This is a genomic window from Paenibacillus sp. CAU 1782, assembly GCF_054551715.1.
In genome coordinates, this window is sequence record NZ_JBTOLL010000011.1 from 85,452 (window position 1) to 110,750 (window position 25,299).

Below are 25,299 nucleotides of genomic sequence, written 5' to 3' on the forward strand. Positions count from 1 at the left end.
TGGCGATGTGCTTTTTTGCGTTTTGCTTTAGTCTGGGAGGAATGCGATTGCCTTATGGTGACAGTCGGGGGATTGATGTATACGTGGCTTGATTGAATGGACTGGAGCGGGCGAAAAGGCTGTGAAGGTTGTTCTTAAGCTGGCTCTAAGGCATTCTGCAATATAAAGATGCTATACTGAAACAAATAGGCTGGATTGACCAATATTCCGGGCATACGTATGGCGGATGTTATGGAGCGTTGAAAGGGGACATCTCTGGATGAGTTCATTTATTGAGCGCTTGCGCAAGGGATACGGGAAAAAGCTCGTCTCGCTTCACGCCTGGAACGGGTGGATTATTGTTATTTTGGCGTTGACAGGGCTTATGCTGCTGGGCGGTTTCTGGCGGGGGGTTCTGGGCGAAGGCCGCGTGTGGCTTAAATGGCTGCATATCATGGTCGGAATTGCTTCGCTATTACCCGTTGTTTATTATTTATTTCTTGCCGCTAAGCACTGGAAGCAAATTAAGGATAAGCCATGGCAAAAATTTAATGTCATTTTCGTATTGACACTGCTTGCTGGATGGCTTTTGTCCGGTTTGCTTCTATGGCAGTTCCGACTGGTCGGCCCCGAAATATCAAATGCAGCGTTGCTTGTGCATGATTTGCTGACCTGGATCGGACTGCCTTATATTATTTATCATTCCATTACGCGGATGAAATGGCTTAAGGAACCGAATCGTCGTACGATAAAGCCGGTTTCCGAGGCAGTCATTCACCCAGCCGCAGGGCCGCAAGCGGTCTATTCTCGGCGTCAGGTTATTAAATGGACGCTGGGTGCGGGAATAGCGATTGCGATGGGCCCTTCTTTTGTAAAATGGCTTGGCGGTACGCTGGGTACAGGCTCAGGCGGGACCGCATCTATTGACGAGCTTATTGCAGAGGATGGAAATAGGCTGCTGCCTGAGCCTCAGCCGCTTCCAGCATCGCTTCCGCCTACTGGCGGAGGGGCAAAAGGGAATTTTCGCGTATACACGGTAACACCCATTCCGAAATTCGACAATAGCAATTGGTCGTTTACGATTGATGGCTTGGTCGATCAGCCCATGAAGTGGAACTGGGAGCAATTTGTTGGTTTGAAGCGGACGGTGCAGGTGAGCGATTTTCATTGTGTGACGGGTTGGTCCGTGTACAACAATACGTGGGAGGGCATCAAGCTTAAGGAGCTTCTGAAAAGCGCGGGTGTCCTGTCAAAAGCTAAGACGGTGAAATTTTATTCAGGTGACGGTGTTTACAGCGATACACTGACACTAGAGCAGGCGGATATGGACGATGTGATGGTCGCCGTTATGCATGACGGCCAATCGATTCCAAGCGATCTCGGCGGCCCGGTCAAGCTCGTTGTACCGAAAATGTATGCGTACAAGTCGGTCAAATGGCTGAACCGTATTGAACTGATTGAAGGGGAGCATACCGGATATTGGGAGCAGCGCGGCTATGCAAACGACGCTTGGGTTTGAAGGCTGCAATAAAGGTTCTCATTCCTTGCCCTTTTCTTTAAAGTTCATGCAAGGCTTGCCTGAGGAAGTCAAAACGACCTGGCTTGGCATCGCCTGTGTTTTAAATCCGAAGGCCCTGCAGCCTCTCGGCGCGCTGGGGTCCCAAGTTACATAATAATGGCGGCATTTTATGCAATTTATGTGCTGCTGTTCAATCTTTATAATAAATCATCCTTTTAAAAATGACGAATTTTAATAAAAATTCGTCATCTAGAAGATCAAGGAAGCGCATGAACCCAACATGCACTCCACCCATCTTACCATAATTGAACGCAGACAACTAGGGCGCGTCTGAAAACTCCGCAGGGAGCGAAAAGGCGGTGATAGATGCCCTTGAGTGAATTTTAAGACATTCCCTAGAAGCGTTGAATCGATTAGGCTGGTCATGCCGGAGGATTTAGTGGAAATTTGGAATACTCCCCCTTGACCTTAAAGCTGCTTTAAGGTGTATGATGATCTTACCCGGGAATATACCAAAAAGTGGGGGCGTATCAATGGAGAATACTAGAATGACGTTTGACGGCGGTTTTATTATGGTTCCATGGGATCAATTTGATGAGGCAGTCGAATGGTACGGTGAAAAAATGGGCTGGACGTTAATTGGCAGAGGCGAAGGGCCGCCGGTTGGCAGGAAGGCTTTTTTCAAAATGCCTGGCAATGGACAAGCCAATCTGAAATCGTTTGAAAGCGATTTAAGCCACTTTACGTCAGAGGATTATCATGAGGGCACTTGCAGATTCTGCTTTCGTACGGCTAATCTGGACCAGACATTGGAATACTTCGATCGTCAAGGCGTTGCATGCAGCACACCGGTAATGATGCCGGACAGAGTACGTTCCGCTGATATCTTTGCATTCGGAAATGTGCGGCTGACCTTAAGCGAGGACAAAAAGCTGGAGAGTAAATTCCCGGAATCGCGAGTTATTCAATATGCGGCAAAACCATTGTGGCTGGGCGTTTCTGATCTGGACGCTTCAATTGACTGGTATTCGCGGGTATGCGGCTGGGAAAGCTCGAAGAAAAATTTTCAAGACCGTGGATTTGCACTAATGCGCGAAGCTTGGGATTTTGCATGGCTGGAAAAAGTGGATAGCGAGCTTTTAACGAAAAAAGCCAATCCCGGCGCCAGATTGTATTTTCAGATTAAAGAGCAAGAGGACCTATATAAGAAAAACGAATGGCTGAAGGAGCAGGGGATCGAGACGTCCGAAATTGTCGGAGAGCGTTGGAAGGGCTTCCACTTCTTTGATCCGGACGGAAATCGTCTGAACGTGTGGAGCTATTATTAAGTAATGAAAGCGACAGGAGGAAGGGTCCTTGAAAGCAAATATGACGATCCAGAGCTTTTCTGAGCGTACGGGTCTTCCTCCCAGCACACTTCGTTATTATGAAAAAGAAGGGCTGCTCAAGCCAAGTCATCGCGCGGATAATGGCTATCGCTACTACCGGGAGGACCAGATTCCGAGCGCTTTAAGGATTCATACACTACGCCAAGCGGGAATAGGTCTAAGCGAGATCCGTCAATATTTTGCTGTGGATACTGAGGGGCAAGCAGAATGGCTGCGAAAGTGGCGGCAAGACGTCGATGCGAAGCTGTTGGCGCTGAATGTAGCCAAACAGTATCTGGATGGCGTGGACTCCGTCGACGAGCATATCCGGTTAGTCCGTTGGTCTCAGTCCACAAAAATGCTGTGGTTTCGGTATCGCGTCAAGCGTCAGACAAGTCCTTTTGCAAAGGCTATAGACGAGAGCGCGGCTTTCCTGGAAAAGCGGGGACTCTTGCAATCAAAAGAGGCCTACGTGCGTCACGAACGTATAATCGGGAATGAAATGCTGGGCAAAGTCGGTTTTCGCTGGTCATTGAAGTCAGGTGATTCTGTCGAATGGATGAATGAAGCGGGGCTTGAAGCTGAATTTGAGGTTATCCCCCCGACATTGTTCGTTACACTTGATTGCTTGTCGACGGATCAATACGCTTGTTTTAGCTTAATGCTGATATTGCAATCGTTTGGATTTCAGCCCACGGGTCCTAATCTGGAGCGGTACCAGCTTCACGACAAGACACATTATCAGTGGATGATACCTGTCACACGCGGTGAAGAGCAGGCGAACATCATGGACTAAGAGTGTTTGGCTTCATGAAGGGCATGTATTAGGTTTATACCGGACTCATGCCCCTCGATCTCTGCCCGGAGTGTCTCAACGTAATCTCCTGACTAAGCGGGGGGCTTTTCATGCCTCCTTGACAGACGCCACTTTTCGCGTACCGCTTCCTCATTTAAAATTTCGACCACCCGAACATCGGCTTCGCCAGCCGGCGCAGCAAATATGCGATCATTGTGCCTGGGGTCCATGAACCGCGATTCAGCAGGTATTGCTGGTATTGATCGTTGATAATATACGTCCAAGTGGAGGGGGGGTTGTTCAGCCCGAACTTTTCCCACACTGCCGGATCATTGGAACCACCCAGCTTGGACAGCATGTCCGCTGCCTCTCTATCTATTTCAGCCGGCATCTGCTCGTAGGCCTCAATGATTTGATCATGAAATTCATCGATCGGATTGTGTTTGACCAATCCCGTTAGATGGATGCCTTCACGAATGTACGAAGCGTAGGCCAAATGGTCAGCCCAGAACTTGTCGATATAAAAAAGCCGTACTCGCTGCTCGGAAGGGCTCATGGACGTTACGCCGTTCAAAATGGCAAGCCGCTTCTCGTATAACGTGCGCCTCTGAATCTCGATTACATCGGAATAACTGTTCAGCTCCTGACGGATATGGAAGTTTTGGCCCATAATCGTGCGCTGGATATGGTCGATTTTGTCCCGGAGCTCGGAATCTTCGAGAGCCTCATCCTGCCTAAGGCCGCGTTTTGTTAGAGCGGCGCCGAATTGCAGCAGCAGCTCGTCCTCCAGGCTAACGTAAAAGACGGAAGACCCCGGGTCGCCTTGGCGGCCTGCTCGTCCCCGTAGTTGATTGTCGATCCGCACGCTTTGGTGCATATGCGTGCCGATCACGTACAAGCCGCCTAGCCTGGCAACGGCTTCGCCTTGCTCGGGGTTGCCGCCGCCAAGACGAATGTCAACGCCGCGTCCCGCCATATTCGTCGAAACCGTTACAGCTCCGATTTCTCCCGCTTTGGCGATGATTTCGGCTTCCTCCGCATCGTTTTTGGCATTCAAGACGTGGCATGGCACATGGGCCTCCGCAAGAGCCTTCGCCAGAATAACCGATTCCTCGACGCTTGAGGTGCCAATCAGAATGGGACGACCCGTAGAATGAATGGACACAATATCCTGGACAAGCGCCTTGAATTTAGCTTCTTTATGGGTATAAATACGATGCGGATGATCGATCCGTATGTTTGTCCGATTCGACGGGATTTCCACGACCTGCAAGCTATAAAGATCCTCGAATTCGAATGCCGAAGCTTTTGCGGTTGCCGTCATTCCGCAAATCTCCGGATACAGGCTAAGGAAGTGCTGAAGGGTGATCGTGCCGAGAACCTTGCCGCCGGCTTTTGAGGGCAACCCTTCTTTGGCGTAAAGCGCGCTCTGCAGCCCCTCCGGCAAATGCCGGTTTTCCGCTACGCGGCCGGTATATTCGTCGATCAGCTCGATTTTGCCGTTTCGAACAATATAATCAACATCCTTTTTCAAGAGTAGCTCCGCATGCAGCGCACAGTTTAACGTCATTAACAACCCGCTATTATGATCTTCGTACAAATTGCCGCAGGCCAGCAGCGATTCCACTTTTGCCGAACCGGCTTCGCTTAGGTAGACGTTTCGTTTGAACTCGTCAAAGTCATAATGCTCATTTTCTTGAAGCTGTCGTGCTATTTCGGCCAGATGATTCTCCTCATTGCCAGAGGAGTCCGGCTCGCCGGCGATAACGAGCGGAACGCGTGCTTCGTCTAAAAGCAAGGAATCCGCTTCATCGACAATCACGTAGTGGAAGGTGCGATGCACGGTATCGGCTTTATCCAGAGCAATGGTGTCCCGCAGGTAATCAAAGCCCGCCTCTTTGGCTGTCACGTAGGTGATATCCGCAGCGTACGCTTCCCGTTTCCGCGATAGACTCATGCCCGCTTGAACGGCGCCAACTGTTAACCCCAGAAACGAATAGACAGGCCCCATCCAATTTGCATCACGGTTTGCCAAATAATCGTTAAAAGTCAGCACATGGACGCCTTCGCCCGTGAGCGCATGCAGAAAAGCGGGCATAACGGCGGAAAGCGTTTTGCCTTCGCCGGTATGCTGCTGGATCAGAAATCTCTCGTGCAGTGCGATGGCGGCCATGATTTGAACATCATAGGGCCGTAATCCCAGCGTTCTTTTTGCTGCCTCGCAAACCAGCGCATAAGCGTCAATCAGCAGCTCGCCCAGAGGCGCGCCCCCTTGAGCTTCCTTTTTCAGCCGGAGAGATTCCGCTTGAAGCTGGTTGTCGTCCCATGCCTCCAAATTCTGTTGGCGGATGAGACTTGCCTTGTCCCGATAGCCCTTAAGCCTTAGCTGGTCTTCGCGGTCCCTGAAATTCTGAATGAACTTGACGGCTGCATTCATAGGCATACGCTCTCCCCTTAACAGAAATATCTTGGACAAGTTTAATGCACGATTGTTATCAAGAGTCCATTTCGCGAAAAAATTATTGTTTACTATTCTTATTCATCTTTCAACCGGCGTTGGTACAATATGATCGCTACAATACATAAAACAAGCGTCCATGCCAAAATAATGAGAAGGGGCTTCAGCACGTCCCCCGTCGTATAGCCAGAGGACAAATCCAGCAAATGAACGAGCTGGCTGCTTGGCATATAATCCAACACTTTAAAGATCGGGTAACGATCCACCAGAAGCGCTCCCCCGGTCGCTCCAGTGAATATTGCCGCCACGGGAAGCACGGATAACGATGCTTCAAGCACCGACTTGGAGTATAAGCCACAGATCGTCCCGGCTGCCGTGTACAGAATAATGGATAGCGTGACGGCAACGACAAATGCCCACAGGCTGGCAGGCTGATAGTCCACAAGGTACGTCGTAATAGCCAGCACAACCGCCGACATGACAAAAGCTAACGAACTCTTGCCGATCAAAACATCCCCGGTACTGGCCGGAGTCATCATTAAGGATCGCAGCGTGTTGCGCTCCTTTTCCTCCGCAATCAAGCAGGCTTGAACTAAACATGTCACGATGACGAACGAAAAATTGAGAAGAAAACCAAACGCCACGGGCGTGCCGGAGTCGCGAAAAATAAAGGCAAATACAATAGGGAAAACGAGACAAATGGAAACGGCGTAATTACGCGAAAATTCCTTGTAATCCTTCACGAATATCGCTCGCGCGCGTTTTAATGAGATATTCATAGCAGCTCACTTCCTGTCATTTTGATAAAAATATCGCCTAAGGTGGGCTCTTTCGTCTCTAAGCGGTCGATTAAACCCGATTTCATCCAATGAGCTATTTTGTCGGCCGTTACGTCATTGATCGGAAGCTCGTGTGCTTCTCCATTGATTAATTCGACAAGGATGATGTTTTCCCGATGCTGCTTTTTAAGCTCCTTTGGCGAGCCGATCGTTTGGATTTGGCCCTGATACAGAATGGCTACCCGATTACACAGCAATTCTGCCTCAGCCATATCATGCGTCGTTAGAAAAATCGTTGTTCCTTTTTCGTTTAAATAGCGCAGGCCTTTATAAATATGCGCCGTGTTTACCGGATCCAATGCCGAAGTAGGCTCATCCAGAAACAATAATTCCGGCTCATGGATAATCGCGGATGCCAACAGGACGCGTTGACGCATTCCTTTTGATAATTGACTGAATTTCTTTTTGCGCTCTCCGCTCAAGTTTACAAATTGCAGCACCTTGTCAATGGAGGATTCCGGAAGATCATATAGTTGGCGATAAAGCTCCAGATTTTCCTCTATCGTCAACCTCTCGTATAGACCGCTGTTATCTGTCAAAATGCCAAAACGTTTCTTCTGACGAGATTGCTGCATCATTTCCGCCGGCTCGCCCAATACAGATACGTGTCCGCTTGTGGGATTAAGCTGAGCCGTTAATAGCTTGATTAAGGTTGTTTTTCCAGCGCCGCTTGGTCCTAAAAAACCGAAAATTTCTCCCTTTGGAATCGAGAAAGACACATCGGAGAGCGCATCCTTATGTCCAAATGTTTTGCGAATATGATCGACTTGAATAACAGCCATGAACACCACTTCCTTAGAGTTGATGACTTAACTATATAGGGAATATAGGCATTCATCGATCAAAATCGGCTGAAATGTAGCTGTTTTGCGCTGAACTGTACCCTGAAATGATTGACTGAGCCGCCTTCTGTGACGGCATTAAAGGTTCAGTAGCGTTTTTAATTCCTGCAATTTTGTTCGCGATAACGGAACTACGGCATCTTTGCCGGTAATCAATCGCAGGCTGTAGCTATTTTTTGTCCATGTAATGATCTCTCTTATTTTTTGCAGATTAACAATGTAGGAGCGATGGCATCTGAAAAATCCGAAATTGGCCAATCTCTGCTCAAGCTCGGTCAGCGTCAAAGCGCAGTCATAATTTTCACCATCCACATGGACCAGAATCGTCCCTTCTACACTTTCGATAAAATCGATTTCGGGCGGATTGAACAAAATGACTTTTCCATTTCTTTTGGTATAAATCTTCTGCAGGGTGATATTGGCCGAATCTTGTTCCTGCGCTTCCTGCTTGTCCTCTTCTGTGTCCTGAATATCCAGGGGATGAAAGTCAAGCTCATTCAATCGATAGATGACATCGCAGGAAATGAGGGCATCCTCTAAATTGGAGGTTAAAATGAGGATTTGCTTTTCCCTCGAAAGGTCATCTAAAATCCGCTTGAACTGACGGCGATCCCCTTCCTCCAGAAAGAAATAGGGCTCCTCCAAAACAAGCGTAGGCTGATGCGCAAAATAGACGCGCAGCAAAGTCACATACATTTTTTTCGAAGGGCTGAGGTCCTTGATTTTCACCTTCCGTTCTTCTTTTATAGCAAAATACTCCAATAACTGGGCGGCGCGTTCATTCCGCTCCGATACGTTGATTAAAAAAGAGATGAGCTCTTCCACGGTTAACCGGGGATATTCGTCTTGTTGAACCCAGAATAAATAATAGCTGGAGTGGTCCGTTAATTGATTCATTAGAAACTGCCTTCGTTTCAAGTCCGTTATGACGCCAACGGTTTGGTTGCATGTCATAGGTAATTCTATTTTTGGAAGAAATACTTCTCCGTCATTGTACACTGGTTGAAATTGCATGTCGTCCTCCTGATCATTCCTCATAAGGATATATGAAACAATTATACGGTCGGAAGCCTCTTTTGTCAGTTATGGGAAATGAGGCAATTGAAAAAGAGCTGTAAGAAGAGGGATATATGCTCTACTTAATTCTTAACGAAGATACGTCGCTGCTAGTATACCTTCTTGGGATTGAGATTCAAGGAATGGTTATAACGCGGTATGGTTGGGTTGGAGGTCGGTTGGATAGGAGGCATGGTTTTATGGCAGATTACATAGCTAGAGTATATAGCTAGGTCAGGCGCTGCAAATCCAGCGGACAAACTCTAACGAGAAGCTCCAGCGGACAAACTCTAACGAGAGCTCAAGCGGAGAAACTCTAGCGAGAGAGCTCAAGCGGAGAAACTTTAACGGACAAAAATGTCCACTAGAAGGGCAAAAACTGCTTTTTTCAATTGTAATGGACGGATTTGTCCGTTACACCTCTAAAAGAGCATGTATGATGTGTTTTCTTTACTGTAGTGGACATGGATGTCCATTAGAAATGCAGAAGTACCAAAAAACCACCTGTAATGGACAAAAATGGCCGTTAGAGGTGGTTTTGATTTTGTTTATTAGGTTAGTGGGAAGGAGTAAGCATCCCTGACGGATAATCGGTCAGTCCTTAGCGCAATATCAGGCAGCCTAATCGCAAGAACGGAAAGCCCTGATCACAAAAACGAGTAGCCCTTAGCGCAAGAACAGGCGGTCCCTGTCGCAAGAACGGGAAGTCCTGATCACAAGAACAGGCAGTTTCTATCGCAATATCGGGCAACCCCTGGCGTAAGCAGCAGTCTAGAGCCCGTAACGCCTGGTTTATTTCTGTGCGGCTTCGCCAACTGCTGAGAGGACTTTGCCGATAAAGGTTGGCGTTCCCCAGATGATGTACCGACCCTTTTGTTCATTGTCATCGAAGAAATATTGGAATTTCGCTTTTCCTCTGGACGGATCCGGTTGATTCATATGCCTCATGATGACCTCGGAGATTTGTACGGCTTCTTGCGTTCCGACGTAACAATCCAGCATCGTACACACCTGAAGCTGTCCCTCAACCACGCTGTCTTTTCCTTCAATAAAAGCTTGAATGTCGTCCATCGCATCTGACTTGATTTCGTCCAGCTTACTGCCAATGAACATTTCGGCATCCTCCTTCCGGATTCTCCATTCGCCTCCAACCTTTGTTGCTTTAAGTTGATCCTCTCGGATGTATCTTCTGATCGTTCTAGGGTGCATGTCGAGCATCTGGGCCAATTGATCTACGGTTAATAAATCAGCCATCTCCTAACACCTCCATTGTTCGTTTGATTACATTATAGTACCTATTGTTACCTTTGTAAACGTATAGATGTAATCAAAAGTTTGTTTTGGGCTAAAAAGTACCGTATGCTGCCCCTTGATTGATTTCAACACCCACGTAATTTCAGAATGTTATATTCCGGCGAAAATAGCGGGCTCTGATTAAAGAGTATTGTACACGTTTGGACGAGCCAGTGAACCTCTTCAATTTCCGAGGGAGTTCGATTATAACTGTTTTATATCTGGCAGCGGGGTCGAACATCGTCTAGACTATTTATTGTGGTTGTAAGTGAGAAGGGGGGAGACACCATGGCTGACCAGCAGAAAGTCTCTATGTTTTGGTTGTTGCGTTATTTGAAGCCGGTAAAAGGGCGGATCTTCCTGCTATTTATTCTGCTGCTTGGATCAACAGGACTGCAATTGATAAATCCACAAGTCATACAACGCTTTATTGATGCCGCGGCAGGGAGCGGGGGCATGGCTCAATTACTGGAGCTTGCGGCTATTTTTCTTGTAATCGCTATTGTTAATCAGACGATGGGGGTTGCGGTCACTTACTTGGGGAGTGATGTGTCCTGGCGCACGACAAATCGGCTTCGCGGCGATTTGCTCAAGCATTGTCTGCGACTTGATATGAAATTCCATAACCAGAAGACGCCGGGCGAAATGATCGAGCGAATTGATGGAGATGTGTCGAGCATATCTAATTTCTTTTCTATGTTTATTGTGCAAGTCATCGGGAGCTTCGTGCTGCTCGCCGGCATTCTTGGATTTATGTTTACGGTTAACGTTCCCATTGCTATTGTGATGACGGCGTTTACGCTCCTGTCCATTCTGGGGATGATGATTATCCGTAATGTGGGCGTTCAGTCTTCCAAAAACGATCGCGAAGCAAGCGCCTCATTGTTCGGCTTGATCGAAGAGAGAATTGCGGGTATTGAAGACGTGCAGGCCAACGGGCATGTCCCTTATGTCATGAATCGATTTTACAGGTCTATGCGAACCGTCTTTCTCAAAGGCAGAAAAGCCTGGATGCTTCGGGTTGTACCATGGAATGTGACGGTTGCCTTATTTACGCTAGCGGTGACGGCTGTGATGCTGCTCGGCGTACGCTCCTATATGCGAGGCGAAATCAGCCTGGGCATGCTGTATTTGATTTATCAATATACGCAAATGCTGAATGACCCCATTGAAAGGCTTGGCGATCAGGTGCAGGAATTCCAGAAGGCCAAGTCGGGCATGCTTCGTTCGCGGGAATTGCTTTCTCAGCAAACGGAAATCAATGACGGAGAAGATAACAGTCTTCCAGAAGGCGCTCTTAGTTTGGAGTTTGACCAGGTCTATTTTAGCTACAATAAGGATAAACCCGTTCTGCAAAATATTTCGTTTTCGCTTATGCCGGGAGAGCGCTTAGGCATTATCGGACGCACGGGCAGCGGGAAGTCCAGTCTTAGCCGAGTATTGCTTCGCCTATACAATCTGGACAGCGGCGTTATCCGCATCGGCGGAACCGATATTACGAAGCTTACTTTGCCTGCGCTGTATCGCCGGGTGGGCATGGTGACGCAGGATGTTCAACTGTTTGATGGGACTCTGCGAGACAATTTAACCTTGTTCAACGGTAACGTGCCGGATGCAACGATTATGGAGACCATACAGCAACTGGGTCTGAGTCCTTGGATTTTGGCTCAAGCGGAAGGCTTGGATACACATTTGTCGGCAAGCGGCTCTTCGCTGTCGGCTGGAGAAGCTCAGCTATTCGCGCTTGCCAGAGTATTTCTTGCCAAGCCGAGTCTGATCGTTCTGGATGAACCTTCCTCGCGTCTTGATGCTGCGACTGAAGCGATACTGCAAGCCGGGGTGGATCAATTGTTACAGCAAAGCACGGGTGTTATTATTGCGCATCGACTGGCTACCTTGGAGCAGGTGGATAAAATAATGGTGATAGGCGACGGCCAGCTATTGGAGTTTGGCCCGAGAAAAGAACTGGCTGGAAATCCGGCATCGCATTATGCCAGACTGCTTCAAAGCGGACGAGAGGAGGAGCTTGCATGACAATCACCAGATTTATCGGTAAGCTTTTTCGATTCAGATTAGCCTTATTTCTAGTGAATGGTCTGTTATGGTGTGCCTTTCATTCGCTTCCGCTGTTAATTGGCCTCGGAGTTCAGCTTTTTTTTGACAGAGTAGCTATCGAAGGCTCGGAGTTTATGTGGCTTGCTGCTCCGCTCGTGTTTATCGGGTTTGTCAGACTTGCCAGAGTCGGCGTTTTTTTCGCGGCATTCTATAAGTGGATTACTTATATTTATCACATTCAAGCGATCTTGCGAAGTAACATGCTAGCCGGTATTATGCGCTGGCCCGGAAGGAATCTTCCGGCAACGCCCGGCGAAGCGATGAGCCGATTTCGGGACGATGTTAATGAAGCCGTTGAGTATGTGGAATCATGGGTCGATTTTTGGGGAATGTTCGTATTTGCCGTCTTGTCAGTCTGGATTATGGCTTCAATTAACTGGCAGATTACGCTTGTTGCGCTGCTGCCGTTCGCGCTGGTAACTCTGATCAACAACTTATCGGGAAACCGCGCTCGCCGCTACGGGAAACAAAATCGCGAAGCAACGGGGAAAGTAACGAGTTTTATTGCGGAGACCTTTGGGGCCGTGCAGACCTTGAAGCTTGGGCAGGCGGTGGAGAATGTCTCCAAACGTTTCGAACAATTGAACGAAACTCGCCGTCAGGCGGCACTTAAGGATGATTTGTTCAAGCAATGGATGAAATCGCTCAGTCAGCATGTGCTCAGCATTAGTACCGGGCTTGTTTTGCTCATGTGCGCGTCGGAGATGAAGGCGGGGCAATTTACGGTAGGCGACTTTGCGCTATTTTCAAGCTATTTGATGAATATTGGCTACAGCATCTCGTTATTCGGTTATATGGTGTTCCAGCATAAGCGGCTCAAGGTTTCGTTCGACCGGATGCGGATGCTGTTCAGAGCCGGTGAAGAGGACCGTATTATGGAGTATCGGGAGACTTATTTGCATAAGGACCCGCCTCCGTTGCCCGTGATATCACGAGGCGAAACGCCGGGGGGAGAACAGTCAAGGTCTGCAACCTCAAAATCTGCAACCTCAAGGTCTGCAATCTCAACGGCTGCAACCTCTAAGCCGGAATCCTTGCAAGGCACAGGAGACAAGCTGCGGGAACTGGAAGCAAAAGACTTAAGCTACCAGTATCCCAATTCGGACAACGGAATACAAAATATTCATCTCAGACTGAAGCGGGGCCAGTTCCTTGTTATCACCGGGCGAATCGGCTCGGGTAAATCCACGCTGGTAAGGACGTTGCTGGGGCTGTTGCCCAAGCAACAGGGGAGTGTTACCTGGAACGGCCAAGAGGTTGACCCGGCGGGTTTTCTGATGCCGCCGTATACCGCGTATACGCCGCAGGTCCCGCGCTTGTTCAGCGATACGCTGAGAGAAAATATAACGGTAGGCAAGAAGGACAGCGAGGCCGCTCTTGAACGCGCAATTGCATTATCCGTTCTGGATAAGGATATTTGCGATCTGGACAATGGCTTGGAAACGGCCGTTGGCCCAAGAGGCGTCATGCTGTCCGGCGGACAGATTCAGCGGGCCGCGACTGCCCGCATGCTGATGACAGGCGCCGATCTGTATATTTTTGACGACTTGTCCAGCGCGCTTGATGTGGAGACCGAGCAGAAGGTATGGGATGGCTTGTTCAAGGAGCGGGATATGACCTGTATCGCCGTATCCCACAGAAGGGCCGCCCTGTCCAAAGCCGATCATATCATCGTCTTGAAGGACGGCCGGATCGAAGCGGAAGGCAGCTTGTCCGAGCTGCTGGCGACAAGCGAAGAAATGAGGCTTTTATGGCAGGGGGAAGAAACCCCCGAGGAAAAGCTGGTTGAAAGTAAGAGTTGACGTGCTTTAAAAACGAATAACCGTTAATTTTGAAATACTTGCTATAGACGCATCGTCATGAGGATTCAACTTCATGGTGATGCGTTTTTTTGTCGGTTTTTGAATTTCCCTCAAGCTGCGGTCGCTTTTTCTTATCTTGAGGGATGAATCATTTTTCAAATTTGATCCAGGTCAAATCAATTAAGTGGAATCCCATCTATACTGAGGGCAGCAACAATAAAACATGATTTTTCCAGGGGGATTTGGAATGACAACAACTACCTTTCAATTAGAGCAATTGACTTGTCCCAGCTGCATTAAAAAAATTGAAACAGCGTTAACCAAAAAGGAAGGCATTGCCGAGGTGAAGGTGTCTTTTACCGCAAGTAAGGTAAAGGTGAACCATTATGAAATGATTGTAGATGCTGCTGGCGTTGGTAAAGTGATAAGCGGCCTAGGCTTTCATATTCTAAGCATAAAATAGGGGGAGATATATCATGTCCAGAAAGAAACAGGAAAGGATTATTGTGATTGCCGGGCTGCTGATCGCGGTATCTTTTTTGCTGAAGCTATGGAATGCGATGGCGTTATTCTCTGATATGGCGATGATTACAGCTGCCCTCTATGCAGGATATCCCATCATGAAAAATGCCATTCAAGCTATAAGATATCGGATCGTAGGGATCGAAGCACTCGTTACGGCAGCTATCATCGGGGCTATTCTGATCCGGGAATATTGGGAGGCGGCGGCTGTTACCTTTCTTTTTCTTTTTGGCTCCTACTTGGAAGCACGGACAATCGAAAAAACTCGCGCATCGTTAAAAAGCCTGATGGATCTGGCACCCGCCATAACCTCGGTTATGAGAAACGGGATTGAGATGAAGGTGCCGACTGATGAGGTCGTTCAGGGAGATGTTGTTTTAGTCCGTCCCGGCGAAAGCATTCCGGTAGATGGCGTAATTGTCAAAGGGAAAGCCACCATCAATCAGGCGGCTATTACCGGGGAAAGTGTTCCGGTCAGCAGAGGAAAGAATACGAAAGTATTCAGTGGAACCGTCATTGAGCACGGATATTTGGAAATTAGGTCGGAGAAGGTAGGCGACGACACAACGTTCGCCCGCATTCTGAGTCTGGTTGAAGAAGCGCAGGAAGCGAAAGCGCCAACGCAGAAGTTTATCGAAAAATTCGCTCGCTATTATACGCCAGCTATTTTTGTCGCGGCAATTTCCGTATATCTCTTTACAAGAGATATTGAATTAACGTTAACCTTGCTGGTCATTGCTTGCCCGGGAGCTATGGTTATCTCCGCTCCGGTCTCTATCGTAGCGGGAATCGGGAACGGCGCTAAAAGGGCGATTTTGTTTAAAGGCGGCGATACGTTAGAACGGACGGGAAAGGTTCAAGTGGTCGCTTTTGACAAAACGGGAACACTGACCGTCGGCAAACCGCAGGTTACGGCAATCCGGGCGTTTGGCATGGATGAGGATAAGCTAATGTCAATTGCAGCGCGCGCAGAATATGCATCGGAGCATCATTTGGCCAAAGCCATTCTTGCAAAAGCGTCCTCGAATCTTGCACCCGCGCTTGTTCCCGCAGAAGAGTTTCAGGCGTTGCCCGGCAAAGGGATAGCTGCCACGGTTGAAGGAGTGAAGCTATATATCGGAAACCGCAAGCTAATGGAGGATCGCGGCATTTCATTGCATCAAGAGGCAGCCCATTACGTGTCTGGCGAGGAGCATGGAGCGCAAACCGTCGTTTTTGTTGCTGATGATAAAAGGCTATTGGGGCTGATTTCGATTGCTGACGTTTTACGAGAGGATGCCTTTGGACTTGTGGATACCTTGAAAAAGTCCGGGGTCAAAAAGGTGGTCATGCTGACCGGCGATAATAAACGCGCTGCCGCGGCGATCGCGCGTGCGCTTGGCATAGATGAATGTTATGCGGAGCTGCTGCCTGAGGATAAGGTCAAGGTTTTACAAACGCTGCAAAAGGAATACATCGTTGCGATGATTGGCGACGGCGTAAACGATGCTCCCGCTTTGGCCATTGCCGATGTAGGCATAGCGATGGGCGGGTCGGGAACCGACGCCGCAATCGAAACGGCCGATGTTGTGCTTATGTCGGATCGTCTGGCTAACCTTCCCTACGCCCTGGGACTTAGCCGTGCTACAATGACTAATATGGTGCTAAACATTTATTTTGCTGTAGCCGTTGTCGCTATTTTGCTCATTGGCGTGTTGACTAAACATGTGTTTATGGCCTCCGGCATGCTCGTCCATGAATTAAGCGTATTGTTCGTTATTATGAATGCGATGCGCTTAACACGCTATCGGGGCAGGACGGCTAGGCAGCATCTATACAATAGGAATAGAGGAATTCGTCATGGAATGCAATCATCATCAAGCAAATAATCGCGATGCCGAGGATCAGTCTCCGGCATTGTGCATTAATAATGTGCCGATTCTGGATATGTTATCGCCTGAGGAGAAGATAGAGGTGATGAATGCCGCCGACAGCAGGCAATATGCAAAAGGCGAGACCATTTTCTCCCCCGGGCATTCCTCGGCAAATTTATGGATCGTTCATCGGGGCAGCGTGAAAATATCTCGTTTCTCCCCCTCGGGCAAGGAGCAGATTGTGCGCATACTGAGCCCCGGCGATTTCACGGGGGAGCTTTCTTTATTCAGCCATGCGGTATTAACAAACACGGCCGAAGCATTGGAACCTACAGAGATCTGCCTGATACGAGGCAAGGTTATCAATGATCTCATGCTCAGAAAACCTCAGATTGCTATCAAGTTCCTTGAAAAGTATACGGAACGTATCGAAACGGCCGAGGATCAATTGGAACAGCTTACTCTTTATGATGTGGAGCAGCGAATTGCGAAAAATCTGCTGGTAATGCTGCATGATCAACAGAAGGAGCGCCACGAGGACAACGTGTTGCTACTGCCCGTAAGTAAAAAAGATTTAGCCGTTATGATCGGGACAACGCAGGAAAGCCTGAGCCGCAAGCTTGCCTTTTTTCAGGAACAAGGGTGGATCAAGCTCGTTGGCCAACGTCAAATCATCATTGTTGATCAGGACAGTCTTAGCCAATTGAATGAATAGAACATTGGAACACGTAGATGGGAAATTCGAGGTATACTTAGCAAATGATGTTGCCTGTCCATAGAAGCCCCCTTTTCATGCATTCAGGCTGTCGAGAAAGTCTCGACAGCCTGAATTAGTCATGGGCTTTTTTTGCCTGCGAAGAGTTAATCCTCGTTAATCTTCATATTCCTTGCCCAATAAAGCACCGGCGTGGCCAGGAACGAAATGAGCAGCTTCAGCAGGTAGGTGGTCAGGAAAATTTGAATCCAGATATCGAAGGAATGGATTTTGTAGAACGCGATTGTACAAAACACCAGCGAATCGACAAATTGGCTGACCAGCGAGCTTCCGTTGATCCGAATCCAGAACTGGTTGCGCACCGGGAATTTTTTCTTGAGATAGCTGAAAACCCGTACGTCCAGAAACTGGCTGACAAAGTACGCGCACATGCTGCCGGCTGCCACCTGGGGCAGAAAGCCGAACAATACCTTCATGGGTTCGTGGGCAAAGTCTTCCGCTTGCGGAACAAAACCAAGCGTCATTTGCATCAAAATCGTCGAAGAGATGAGCGTGAAAAAACCAAACCAAACGGCTTGCTTGGCCGCTTTCTGGCCGTACCTCTCATTAAGCAAATCCGTCGACATATAGATGGAGGTGTAGATCGTATTGCCCAACGTCATGACGATACCGAACGTGCCGATGGACATCTCTATTGTTTTGGCTACCTGAATATTAGCGATAACGGTGGCAAAACCGATCCAGGCATACAGCCCCTTTTTGCCGAAAAAGCGGTAGCACAGCAGAAACAGGCCAAAATGGACGAGCATAAACAAAATGCCCCAAAAGAAATTGAACATAACAAAAAAGCCTCCTATAGTTTTGGTAACGCGGGATAGTTTCGAACCGCGACTGCAAGAGCAGACAGGACTGCAAAAGCACAGACACTATCCTAACAGCTTTTCACCCCGTTGAAAAGAAAAAGTTGTCCTTTTAAGGTGTAGCTTGCGGATTGGCTCCTTGTGCATTGGACTCAAGCAAAATCTGTTTTCCGCCTGCATTCAGGAATTCCTGGACAAACGTATCAAAATAGTGGATGGGCTCGTCGCCGGTAATAATCGAAATATACGCCTTGTCTCTACTATTTATTAACTCAGGAGCAAATTGAATCAAGGAGGGGGTGGCTACCTCCAGGCTATTGTAGATGCCATGCTCGTCAAGGCCCAGTGTTGCGGCCCACTTCTCACGTCGGCTGGAAAGCTCCCCGGGAACCGTCATGCCAATAGTGGAGCCAATCGTATTGGTGTAATCCTTCATTTTGTTATAGGGAGGAAGAATGTGGAACTCGCCAGTGGATTCACGGGTCCAGTCCCAGTGTTTTCCTTGCAGGCCAAATTCCATTTGGATCTGCTCCACGGGATCGGGATTTGCGCTGACGTAGTCCAGCACTTCCAAGGTTTTCTCCAATTTCCCCGGCTCGTTCACCGTATCGGCTCCGATGGCAATAAAGCTCATCAGCACATTATAAGCCTTTGAACCGCTTTGCCCATAAGGACCGGTAACCGGAGGTCCGAATACAATGTTTGCGGTTGCGTTCCTTTGCAAAAGCTCCTGCACATTAAATAAAGCAGGGGTCGTGATTTCCTTGCCATTGTCATCAACCGTGACATAGTCGCCTTTTTGCGTCCAATGGTAGTAGTTGCCCATGGAGGTCATCCCGATTCTGCCATTGATAAAAGCATGGGACAAATGCTTGTAGCCGCCTTTATTTTCACCCGTTATAAACTCGGGATCAATGATTCCGTCCCGATACCACTTTTGCAAATAGGCCAGCGCTTCCTTCATTTCGGGCTCCAAAGCGCCAATGACGAGCTGGCCGTCCTTCTCCGAGAAGTAGAGCTGTTCGGTAAAAACGGCCTGTCCAAAAGCGCCAAACACGATATTCAAACCTTCCTTGGATAAGCCGTAGGTATCCTTTTTGCCGTTCCCGTCGGGATCATCATTGGCAAATGCATACATGACTGCCTCGAATTCATCCAATGTTTCCGGGATGTGAAGGCCCAGCTTCTCCAGCCAATCCTCCCGATAAACGACAGGGATTCGATACCTGTTGGTTTGATTGATGACCGGAATGCCATACAAAACGCCGTCTATTTTCCCATATTCCAGGTAGCGGGGATCGTAGCTGCGAATTCGCTGCACAATGTTAGGCGCATGCTCTTCAAGCACATCCTCCGGGATTTCCGCCAATACCCCTTGCGTCTTATATTTGAGCAGATCGTAAGGCTGCCTGATCCGGAACAGGTTTGGGCTTCCTCCCTGGGCCAGCTTTAAGTCCAGCAGTTCCTCATAGTTCTTGTTCTCCAGATTCCATATATCCAGCTTGATGCCAAATTTGTCTTCGATATATTTGATCATTTCCGCATCTTCCGGAATTGGGGCGTTCTGATGCAGCGTCCACGAAATGGTGTAGGCGGGTTCGTTTGCAGCTTCCTTAGGCGGAGCAGTGTGGAGAGATTGCTGCAGTGGCGATCCATCCTTGTCTGCAACCGAACAACCGCTTATGAACACTGCGATAAGAATACTAGCCGCAACTGCAATAGCTCGGGCTTTTGAAAAATGGAGATTCATATCCGTTCCTTCCCCGATAGCTGCAGATCAGCTCATCGCGCCGCGCATGAATTTTCCTGGCGTACAGCCGTGGATTTCCTTAAACTTTTTGATGAAATAAGCAGGGGTGCGATAACCGACTGTACTGGCGACCTGCTCAACGGTCAAGTCTTGCTGTGCCATAAGCTCGCGCGCCCGTTCCATTCGTTGAGCTGTGACATATTCGGAGTAGACGATACCCGTTTCTTCTTTGAAAATTTTGCTGAGATATTTAGGGCTGATGAACACAAGACTGGCGACATTTTCGAGAGAGAGGTCCCCCGAAAGATGCCCGGAAATATAGGCTTTGACGGCCGTAATCGTATCGTTGCTTCTTTCTTTGCTGCGTTTCTCCATATGCGCAAGGAATGCAGTTACCCGTTCGATGATCCATTCGGCATAGTGGTTGATCCTGTAGATCGAAGCAAACTGCTTGTACAAATTGACGGAGCTGCCTTCGTCAGGCTGCCAGCGAACCTGGCTGATGCAGTCCGAATAAACGGTGACCACTTTTAAAAGCATAATACGGCTATACTCGGCGGAATAAAGGCCTTCTGCAATTGCGGCTATCAAATCCTCTGCGGCTTGAACGCTGCCTTTCAGATCTCTTGCCTGTAGCTTTTTCTCAAAGTTCACCAGGTAGGAATCAGAAATTTCGAGGGTGCTGGTTTCCCTGTGTAATATGGCAAGATCCTGAATGACCGACAAAGCGGGATAGAAATAGCTATAGCGAATCAACGTTTTGGCTTCGCGATAGCTGGAATGGATGTCCGCGAGCTGCTGAACCCAACTGCCTAGCGATAAAACAAAATCCAAATCGAATTTGCTTTTTGCTTCGTCGAGGATAAAGCTTGTTATTTGTTGGGATAACCCATCGTCCGGTTGGTTGGTACAGAGGATTACCACCATTTTGTGATCCTGCAGCTCCTCCGCAAGCAGCCCGGTACCCATAAACTTGGCGTCATTGATCCCCTGAATGAGGCTATACATCGTATGCTGAATTTGCCTCGGCGGGAGTCCTTTCCACTTTTCGCTGACCGGATCGATAACGATACAACGGAAGCGGGAGTAGTCTGTCGACACTTGAACCGATTGAAGCTGTTCCTTCAGCTCCTCCGGCGTAAATCGGTTGTTCAGCATATTCAGCACAATGTTATGTTTAATGATATTGTGATTGGCCAGCAGCGTTTCTTCCAGATTATCCACTTTATCGGACAGGTTAAGAAGCGCGGAATCAATAAGCCGGTATTCATTCAGCTTGACCCCTGCCGGACTGTCAAAGCGATGCCTGATCGTATTCATAATCCGCTTTAAAGGGCTGTAGCCGGCTGCCGTGAAAATGGAGGCCAGCGCGATGCCTACTGCAACAGCCAGCAAACAAAGAAGGAGCACGCCTTCCCTCAGGCCATTCATTTTGTAATAGAAGGTTTTGATCGGTGTCGTGTTGTAAATGGTCCACCCGGTGCCCGCCAATTGATCATGGGAAACGACATAGGCTTCTTGATCCAGCGTTTGCGTGAAGCTTCCGGCTGGAGCGCCAGAGGAAATCAAGGATTGAATGAAATCATGATCCTCTGCCGGACTGCCCAGCATGGATTTATCTGCGGCGGAGATGACGGTTCCATGCTCGTTCACGATGTACGTAAGATCATATCCGGCAGGGTTCATGTTCTGTATAATCCCGCTGAGAGCAGACTCCTTGATGTCGATTGCAATCATGATTTTGCTGTCTTTTCCCGAAGATTGAAACGGGTAGCCATGGACATAGGAAATTAAAGGCCTCATGCTGCTTTCATCCGATATTTCGGTGAACGCATCTTGAGGGACCTTGCGGGTTTCCATCCATAACGAGTTTTTATCGGACTGTTTCATCGCTTTAATCCAATCGGTCGCGGTGCTGTTCATGGAAGGGGCGTTTATATCCAGCACCAAGCCGTGGACGGAGGAAATCATGTAACGGTCTTTAGCGTGGTACAGATGAATTCCTTGGATCAGATCGGAATGGCTTGCTACTTGTTTTTTGAGCAGCTCCTGGATGTCCATAATTTTGCTGTGATTTCCTTGAACGGAATTCAAATCAATCGAGACGGGACTTCCCAATGCAATGGACAAATAGATTTGATCGACGCGCTGAATGATGGAGGATTCAATATAATTAACGGTATTGTTCAGCATCATTTGTTTGTTGATTGTGATTTCTTCTCTGTATTGATGAGAGTAGACGAGATAGAAGATTGAACTGAGCAGAAGCGCGATGACAAGCACAATGATGAGATAGGAAAATGCCAGCTTGGAACGTACGGACTGAAACGGATTTCGCATCCCTCTACCTCCTTCACCCTAAGGCGGTAATCATGAACGAAGTCATTATACTATAGCTGCGAGGCGAGCGAGCGCCTTCATCATATTTTAACAATGAAGCCTATTCATCGCGTGGTTATTGGACTAGCTGGACTATTCTCCACAATTCCTTAATATATGGCGAATGTTTTTAGAGCAAATGATACGAAAATGATATAAAGCGGAAATCGTTGTATAGATGCCAGGCCCCTCCCATGCTACAGTTGCACCGTACCGGTCAGAAGGATGATCAGATTGGCTTGATCATTTCGGCGGTGCAGAAGAAAACCATAATTGTTGAGGAGAGGATCATGTTGTCGAGAGTTACAAAAGTAAAAAAGGCAGTGGCATTGCTGGTTGCGCTATCTATTGTAAGCCCAACGTTTAACGGCGATAGCTTCGCCGCCAATCAGGCAGGTCAAACCTCCGACATTAAAGGACACTGGGCAGAGGCGAAAATTCAAGAGTGGATCGATGAGGGCTTGATCAGAGGCTACCAGGATGGTTCGTTTAAACCTGACAAACAAATGACCAGAGCAGAATTCATGAGCTTGGTGAATGCCTCCTATAAATATACGGCCGAAGCCGAAATCAGCTTTACTGACGTCCCTGAGGATGCGTGGTATTACGAGGCGGTAGCGATAGCCCGCGCAGCGGGATATATGAACGGTTATAGCGATAATACGATCCGGCCGCAAAATCCGATTACACGTCAAGAAGCCGCAAAAATTATAGCGTCGATAAATGAATTGGAATTGGATGAGGAAGCGGCTAATGCCTTTATCGATGCAGCGTCTATTGCCGCTTGGAGCAAAGGATATGTTGGAGCGGTTGCCGGCGCGGATATTATGAACGGCTTTGGCGATCAATCGTTTAGACCGCTGAAACAAATTACGCGTGCGGAAGCTGTTGCCGCATTGGATAACGCTTTGGATTATCAGGAATCGGTAACGCCAACGCCAACTCCTGAAGCCGAAGTGGAGCCTGAGCCAACCGCATCCGCTACGCCGGCTCCGGGCACGGTCGTTAATCCCCCGGTCGTGAATCCTGGAACGTCAACTCCTACGGTAACCAAACCATCCAAACCAGTAGGAACGACAAACGAGCTGAACGTTCCGGTTCCTGATGTGACCTATCCATTGCCTGCAGTTAAAAATGGACAAAATGCCGCTGATGGCACATTGAAAAATATCGCGGCAACAAATCCGTTTATTAACATTCTTGGCGGCTTCGATAAAGTCTGGTCCCTGAATCAGCCAAGCTGGACGGACGGAACGGCAGCTACCATAATTGGAGCAAGCGGTAGAGTCGCAAATTATGGAGACGGACCCGATGTCTACTATGACGGCTATAAAAATAATGCGGCTGCGGTTGTAGCAGACAAACAAGCGTTTGCCAATGTTGAGATCCGAAATTCGGAAGCATGGGTTGCGAATATCAAGTATGTAGAAGACGTAACGCAAAATCGGACGGATGAGGAAGCGCTGGCGGCCTACTACGATGACCAACGGGATAAAATTTATGGCGTCATGGATGCGCTAGGGCCATTGGCCAATAAATATGTCGATACGGTTGGTGCGACCACAGCTGTTAAACGGGACATCAGCGAGATGAATGTTGTGTTGGAAGAGGAAACAGTGGAGGACGAAAGCCAGGGAATCGGCGCCAACTGGCAAAATACCGAGCTTGCGGATATGGTGAAGCTAATCGATCTGTTCCGGTTTAGAATACCGGCGTCCTCAAATCCGTCCAAATATTTCTACTCTTCGCCAAGACCTTGGAGAATGAATTCCCTTGGAGAGGTTAAGGAAGTTGTAGACGCCAATGGACTAGCGGTGTGGACATCCATCGGAAGCGGCGCAAAAGCCGAAGAAGCATTGTCGACGGGCGGCACAAAAGCAACAGGGAAAAGAAACTATCAACAATATGAAACAAACGTCGAAATCATACCCGCCCTTCAATATGTAAGAAGAATCGCCGAGGATGGCGCAGGCAAAGACGGAGCCTTTCCAAGCGGACATACAAGCGCGGGGTATTTGTCCTCGTTTGGTTTTGCCATCGCTACTCCGGAACGGTTCTCCGAATTTTTAACAAGGGCCGCTCAATATGGCGAAAATAGAATCGTAACCGGCATGCATTCCCCGTTTGATGTCATCGGCGGAAGAATTCAAGCTACGGCGATGGTTGCATATGCGCTAAATCAGCCCGAAAACCGTGAGATTCTGGAGAACGCCTATCAGAACACGGGCGAGGTTTTTGGCGCATTGGCGGAAGCTAAAAATATGAGCTTGTACGACTATGCTCACGCGGTAACCGATGCATATACGTTTGAGAGTGCATACGGTCCTGCAAGATGGGAAAACCTTGAAGCCAACAAAGCTTTGTATCGTGAAAAAATGACGTCGGGCATTCCGCAAACCGGCGAAAAAGGGTTGGCTCCTGTTGTGCCTGAAGGAGCAGAGGTTCTGCTGGAAATGCGCCAGCCGTATCTGACGGCTGAGCAGCGCAGAGAAGTGTTGTACACAACAGAGCTGGATTCCGGCTACCCGGTAATCGATGAATCCAATGGCTGGGGCAGAATCGACCTGGTTATGGCAGCGGACGGATACGGTGCGTTCCTGGACAATGTAACGGTGAACATGGACGCTTCCAAAGGAAGATTCCATGCGCGCGACTGGTGGAGAAATCATATTAGCGGCAGCGGCATGCTTACCAAGCAAGGAACCGGAACGCTTTCCTTGACAGGTAACAACACCTATACAGGAGGAACCTTGCTGGAAGGCGGAACGTTGATCGCTGAATCCGCAAGCGCGTTTGGCCAAGGCGATCTTTATGTCGAGAACGGAACCGTTGAAGTTCGTGCTACAGGCGCTTTGAATATTGCGGGCAATCTCACGATGAATGCGGGAACGTTAAAGCTGGCAATGGATCAGGAAAACAATCAAGTGAATGTGGCTGGAACCTTGTACCTGGACGGCGGAAATCTGAATCTGGACTTCTCTAACCTTAACATCGAGGATTCCGCGACCATTACTTTGATTACAGCAGGTAAAATGAAAGGTCAATTCAATTCCGTAATGGCTGACGGTTATAACGTAAGCCTTACTTATGAAGCCAATCGTATCGTTGCGCGAGTGGTGGCGGTAAACTAAAGATGAGTTAAGGGGTTGTCCGA

Annotated in this window: 18 protein-coding genes; 10 read left to right on the top strand and 8 right to left on the bottom strand. The window is 48.4% G+C overall.

Annotation, left to right across the window (positions count from 1 at the left end):
- The first annotated feature begins 259 nt into the window (after positions 1-259).
- The 4 genes from ACX93W_RS19495 to ACX93W_RS19510 all read left to right on the top strand — a co-directional run bounded on the left by ACX93W_RS19495 (position 260) and on the right by ACX93W_RS19510 (position 3,661).
- Complete coding sequence (locus ACX93W_RS19495) at positions 260-1,498, top strand: molybdopterin-dependent oxidoreductase (protein ID WP_459394049.1); 1,239 nt, start codon at positions 260-262, stop codon at positions 1,496-1,498.
- Complete coding sequence (locus tag ACX93W_RS19500) at positions 1,476-1,652, top strand: hypothetical protein (RefSeq protein WP_459394050.1); 177 nt, start codon at positions 1,476-1,478, stop codon at positions 1,650-1,652. The genes ACX93W_RS19495 and ACX93W_RS19500 overlap by 23 nt, the downstream gene beginning before the upstream one ends.
- A gap of 379 nt (positions 1,653-2,031) precedes the next feature.
- Positions 2,032-2,826 carry a VOC family protein gene (locus ACX93W_RS19505; RefSeq protein WP_459394051.1) on the top strand — a complete coding sequence of 265 codons (795 nt, stop codon included), beginning with the start codon at positions 2,032-2,034 and terminating at the stop codon, positions 2,824-2,826.
- Between the two features lie 28 nt (positions 2,827-2,854).
- Positions 2,855-3,661, top strand: coding sequence for a helix-turn-helix domain-containing protein (locus ACX93W_RS19510; RefSeq protein ID WP_459394052.1), 807 nt, complete (start codon positions 2,855-2,857; stop codon positions 3,659-3,661).
- 154 nt (positions 3,662-3,815) lie between these two features.
- Here ACX93W_RS19510 and ACX93W_RS19515 read toward each other — a convergent pair whose 3' ends face one another.
- The 5 genes from ACX93W_RS19515 to ACX93W_RS19535 all read right to left on the bottom strand — a co-directional run bounded on the left by ACX93W_RS19515 (position 3,816) and on the right by ACX93W_RS19535 (position 10,110).
- Positions 3,816-6,098 (bottom strand): preprotein translocase subunit SecA, encoded by a 2,283-nt coding sequence (locus tag ACX93W_RS19515; RefSeq protein WP_459394091.1) that lies wholly within the window; start codon positions 6,096-6,098, stop codon positions 3,816-3,818.
- 98 nt (positions 6,099-6,196) lie between these two features.
- Positions 6,197-6,898: an ABC transporter permease gene (locus ACX93W_RS19520; RefSeq protein WP_459394053.1), complete on the bottom strand. Its 702-nt coding sequence runs from the start codon at positions 6,896-6,898 to the stop codon at positions 6,197-6,199.
- Positions 6,895-7,740 carry an ABC transporter ATP-binding protein gene (locus tag ACX93W_RS19525; RefSeq protein WP_459394054.1) on the bottom strand — a complete coding sequence of 282 codons (846 nt, stop codon included), beginning with the start codon at positions 7,738-7,740 and terminating at the stop codon, positions 6,895-6,897. The genes ACX93W_RS19520 and ACX93W_RS19525 overlap by 4 nt, the downstream gene beginning before the upstream one ends.
- A gap of 138 nt (positions 7,741-7,878) precedes the next feature.
- Positions 7,879-8,814 carry a LytTR family transcriptional regulator DNA-binding domain-containing protein gene (locus ACX93W_RS19530; protein WP_459394055.1) on the bottom strand — a complete coding sequence of 312 codons (936 nt, stop codon included), beginning with the start codon at positions 8,812-8,814 and terminating at the stop codon, positions 7,879-7,881.
- Positions 8,815-9,648: 834 nt separating this feature from the next.
- On the bottom strand, positions 9,649-10,110 hold the full coding sequence (locus ACX93W_RS19535; RefSeq protein WP_459394056.1) for a helix-turn-helix domain-containing protein: 462 nt from the start codon (positions 10,108-10,110) through the stop codon (positions 9,649-9,651).
- Positions 10,111-10,437: 327 nt separating this feature from the next.
- Between ACX93W_RS19535 and ACX93W_RS19540 the strand changes: the two genes are divergently transcribed.
- The 5 genes from ACX93W_RS19540 to ACX93W_RS19560 all read left to right on the top strand — a co-directional run bounded on the left by ACX93W_RS19540 (position 10,438) and on the right by ACX93W_RS19560 (position 17,156).
- Positions 10,438-12,183 (top strand): ABC transporter ATP-binding protein, encoded by a 1,746-nt coding sequence (locus ACX93W_RS19540; RefSeq protein ID WP_459394057.1) that lies wholly within the window; start codon positions 10,438-10,440, stop codon positions 12,181-12,183.
- A complete protein-coding gene (locus ACX93W_RS19545; protein ID WP_459394058.1) occupies positions 12,180-14,066 on the top strand; it encodes an ABC transporter ATP-binding protein in 1,887 nt (628 codons plus the stop codon). Before ACX93W_RS19540 ends, ACX93W_RS19545 begins: the two co-directional genes overlap by 4 nt.
- 247 nt (positions 14,067-14,313) lie before the next feature.
- Positions 14,314-14,529, top strand: coding sequence for a heavy-metal-associated domain-containing protein (locus ACX93W_RS19550; protein ID WP_459394059.1), 216 nt, complete (start codon positions 14,314-14,316; stop codon positions 14,527-14,529).
- 13 nt (positions 14,530-14,542) lie between these two features.
- Positions 14,543-16,456, top strand: coding sequence for a heavy metal translocating P-type ATPase (locus tag ACX93W_RS19555; protein ID WP_459394060.1), 1,914 nt, complete (start codon positions 14,543-14,545; stop codon positions 16,454-16,456).
- Positions 16,428-17,156: a Crp/Fnr family transcriptional regulator gene (locus ACX93W_RS19560; RefSeq protein ID WP_459394061.1), complete on the top strand. Its 729-nt coding sequence runs from the start codon at positions 16,428-16,430 to the stop codon at positions 17,154-17,156. Before ACX93W_RS19555 ends, ACX93W_RS19560 begins: the two co-directional genes overlap by 29 nt.
- Before the next feature lie 146 nt (positions 17,157-17,302).
- On the opposite strand, the gene ACX93W_RS19565 is transcribed toward ACX93W_RS19560, so the two are convergent.
- The 3 genes from ACX93W_RS19565 to ACX93W_RS19575 all read right to left on the bottom strand — a co-directional run bounded on the left by ACX93W_RS19565 (position 17,303) and on the right by ACX93W_RS19575 (position 22,106).
- Positions 17,303-17,995 carry a queuosine precursor transporter gene (locus ACX93W_RS19565; protein WP_459394062.1) on the bottom strand — a complete coding sequence of 231 codons (693 nt, stop codon included), beginning with the start codon at positions 17,993-17,995 and terminating at the stop codon, positions 17,303-17,305.
- Positions 17,996-18,128: 133 nt separating this feature from the next.
- Positions 18,129-19,766, bottom strand: coding sequence for an extracellular solute-binding protein (locus ACX93W_RS19570; RefSeq protein ID WP_459394063.1), 1,638 nt, complete (start codon positions 19,764-19,766; stop codon positions 18,129-18,131).
- A 27-nt stretch (positions 19,767-19,793) separates the two neighbouring features.
- Positions 19,794-22,106 (bottom strand): helix-turn-helix domain-containing protein, encoded by a 2,313-nt coding sequence (locus ACX93W_RS19575; RefSeq protein ID WP_459394064.1) that lies wholly within the window; start codon positions 22,104-22,106, stop codon positions 19,794-19,796.
- Between the two features lie 329 nt (positions 22,107-22,435).
- Between ACX93W_RS19575 and ACX93W_RS19580 the strand changes: the two genes are divergently transcribed.
- A complete protein-coding gene (locus ACX93W_RS19580; protein WP_459394065.1) occupies positions 22,436-25,276 on the top strand; it encodes an S-layer homology domain-containing protein in 2,841 nt (946 codons plus the stop codon).
- Positions 25,277-25,299: the final 23 nt, after the last annotated feature.

Excerpts from the sequence above, each read along its gene's own strand:
- ACX93W_RS19525 (WP_459394054.1), bottom strand. The coding sequence starts at position 7,740 with ATGGCTGTTATTCAAGTCGATCATATTCGCAAAACATTTGGACATAAG.
- ACX93W_RS19570 (WP_459394063.1), bottom strand. The coding sequence starts at position 19,766 with ATGAATCTCCATTTTTCAAAAGCCCGAGCTATTGCAGTTGCGGCTAGT.
- ACX93W_RS19575 (WP_459394064.1), bottom strand. The coding sequence starts at position 22,106 with ATGCGAAATCCGTTTCAGTCCGTACGTTCCAAGCTGGCATTTTCCTAT.
- ACX93W_RS19565 (WP_459394062.1), bottom strand. The coding sequence starts at position 17,995 with ATGTTCAATTTCTTTTGGGGCATTTTGTTTATGCTCGTCCATTTTGGC.
- ACX93W_RS19515 (WP_459394091.1), bottom strand. The coding sequence starts at position 6,098 with ATGAATGCAGCCGTCAAGTTCATTCAGAATTTCAGGGACCGCGAAGAC.
- ACX93W_RS19540 (WP_459394057.1), top strand. The coding sequence starts at position 10,438 with ATGGCTGACCAGCAGAAAGTCTCTATGTTTTGGTTGTTGCGTTATTTG.
- ACX93W_RS19555 (WP_459394060.1), top strand. The coding sequence starts at position 14,543 with ATGTCCAGAAAGAAACAGGAAAGGATTATTGTGATTGCCGGGCTGCTG.
- ACX93W_RS19560 (WP_459394061.1), top strand. The coding sequence starts at position 16,428 with ATGGAATGCAATCATCATCAAGCAAATAATCGCGATGCCGAGGATCAG.
- ACX93W_RS19545 (WP_459394058.1), top strand. The coding sequence starts at position 12,180 with ATGACAATCACCAGATTTATCGGTAAGCTTTTTCGATTCAGATTAGCC.
- ACX93W_RS19505 (WP_459394051.1), top strand. The coding sequence starts at position 2,032 with ATGGAGAATACTAGAATGACGTTTGACGGCGGTTTTATTATGGTTCCA.
- ACX93W_RS19530 (WP_459394055.1), bottom strand. The coding sequence starts at position 8,814 with ATGCAATTTCAACCAGTGTACAATGACGGAGAAGTATTTCTTCCAAAA.
- ACX93W_RS19550 (WP_459394059.1), top strand. The coding sequence starts at position 14,314 with ATGACAACAACTACCTTTCAATTAGAGCAATTGACTTGTCCCAGCTGC.
- ACX93W_RS19520 (WP_459394053.1), bottom strand. The coding sequence starts at position 6,898 with ATGAATATCTCATTAAAACGCGCGCGAGCGATATTCGTGAAGGATTAC.
- ACX93W_RS19495 (WP_459394049.1), top strand. The coding sequence starts at position 260 with ATGAGTTCATTTATTGAGCGCTTGCGCAAGGGATACGGGAAAAAGCTC.
- ACX93W_RS19535 (WP_459394056.1), bottom strand. The coding sequence starts at position 10,110 with ATGGCTGATTTATTAACCGTAGATCAATTGGCCCAGATGCTCGACATG.
- ACX93W_RS19580 (WP_459394065.1), top strand. The coding sequence starts at position 22,436 with ATGTTGTCGAGAGTTACAAAAGTAAAAAAGGCAGTGGCATTGCTGGTT.
- ACX93W_RS19500 (WP_459394050.1), top strand. The coding sequence starts at position 1,476 with ATGCAAACGACGCTTGGGTTTGAAGGCTGCAATAAAGGTTCTCATTCC.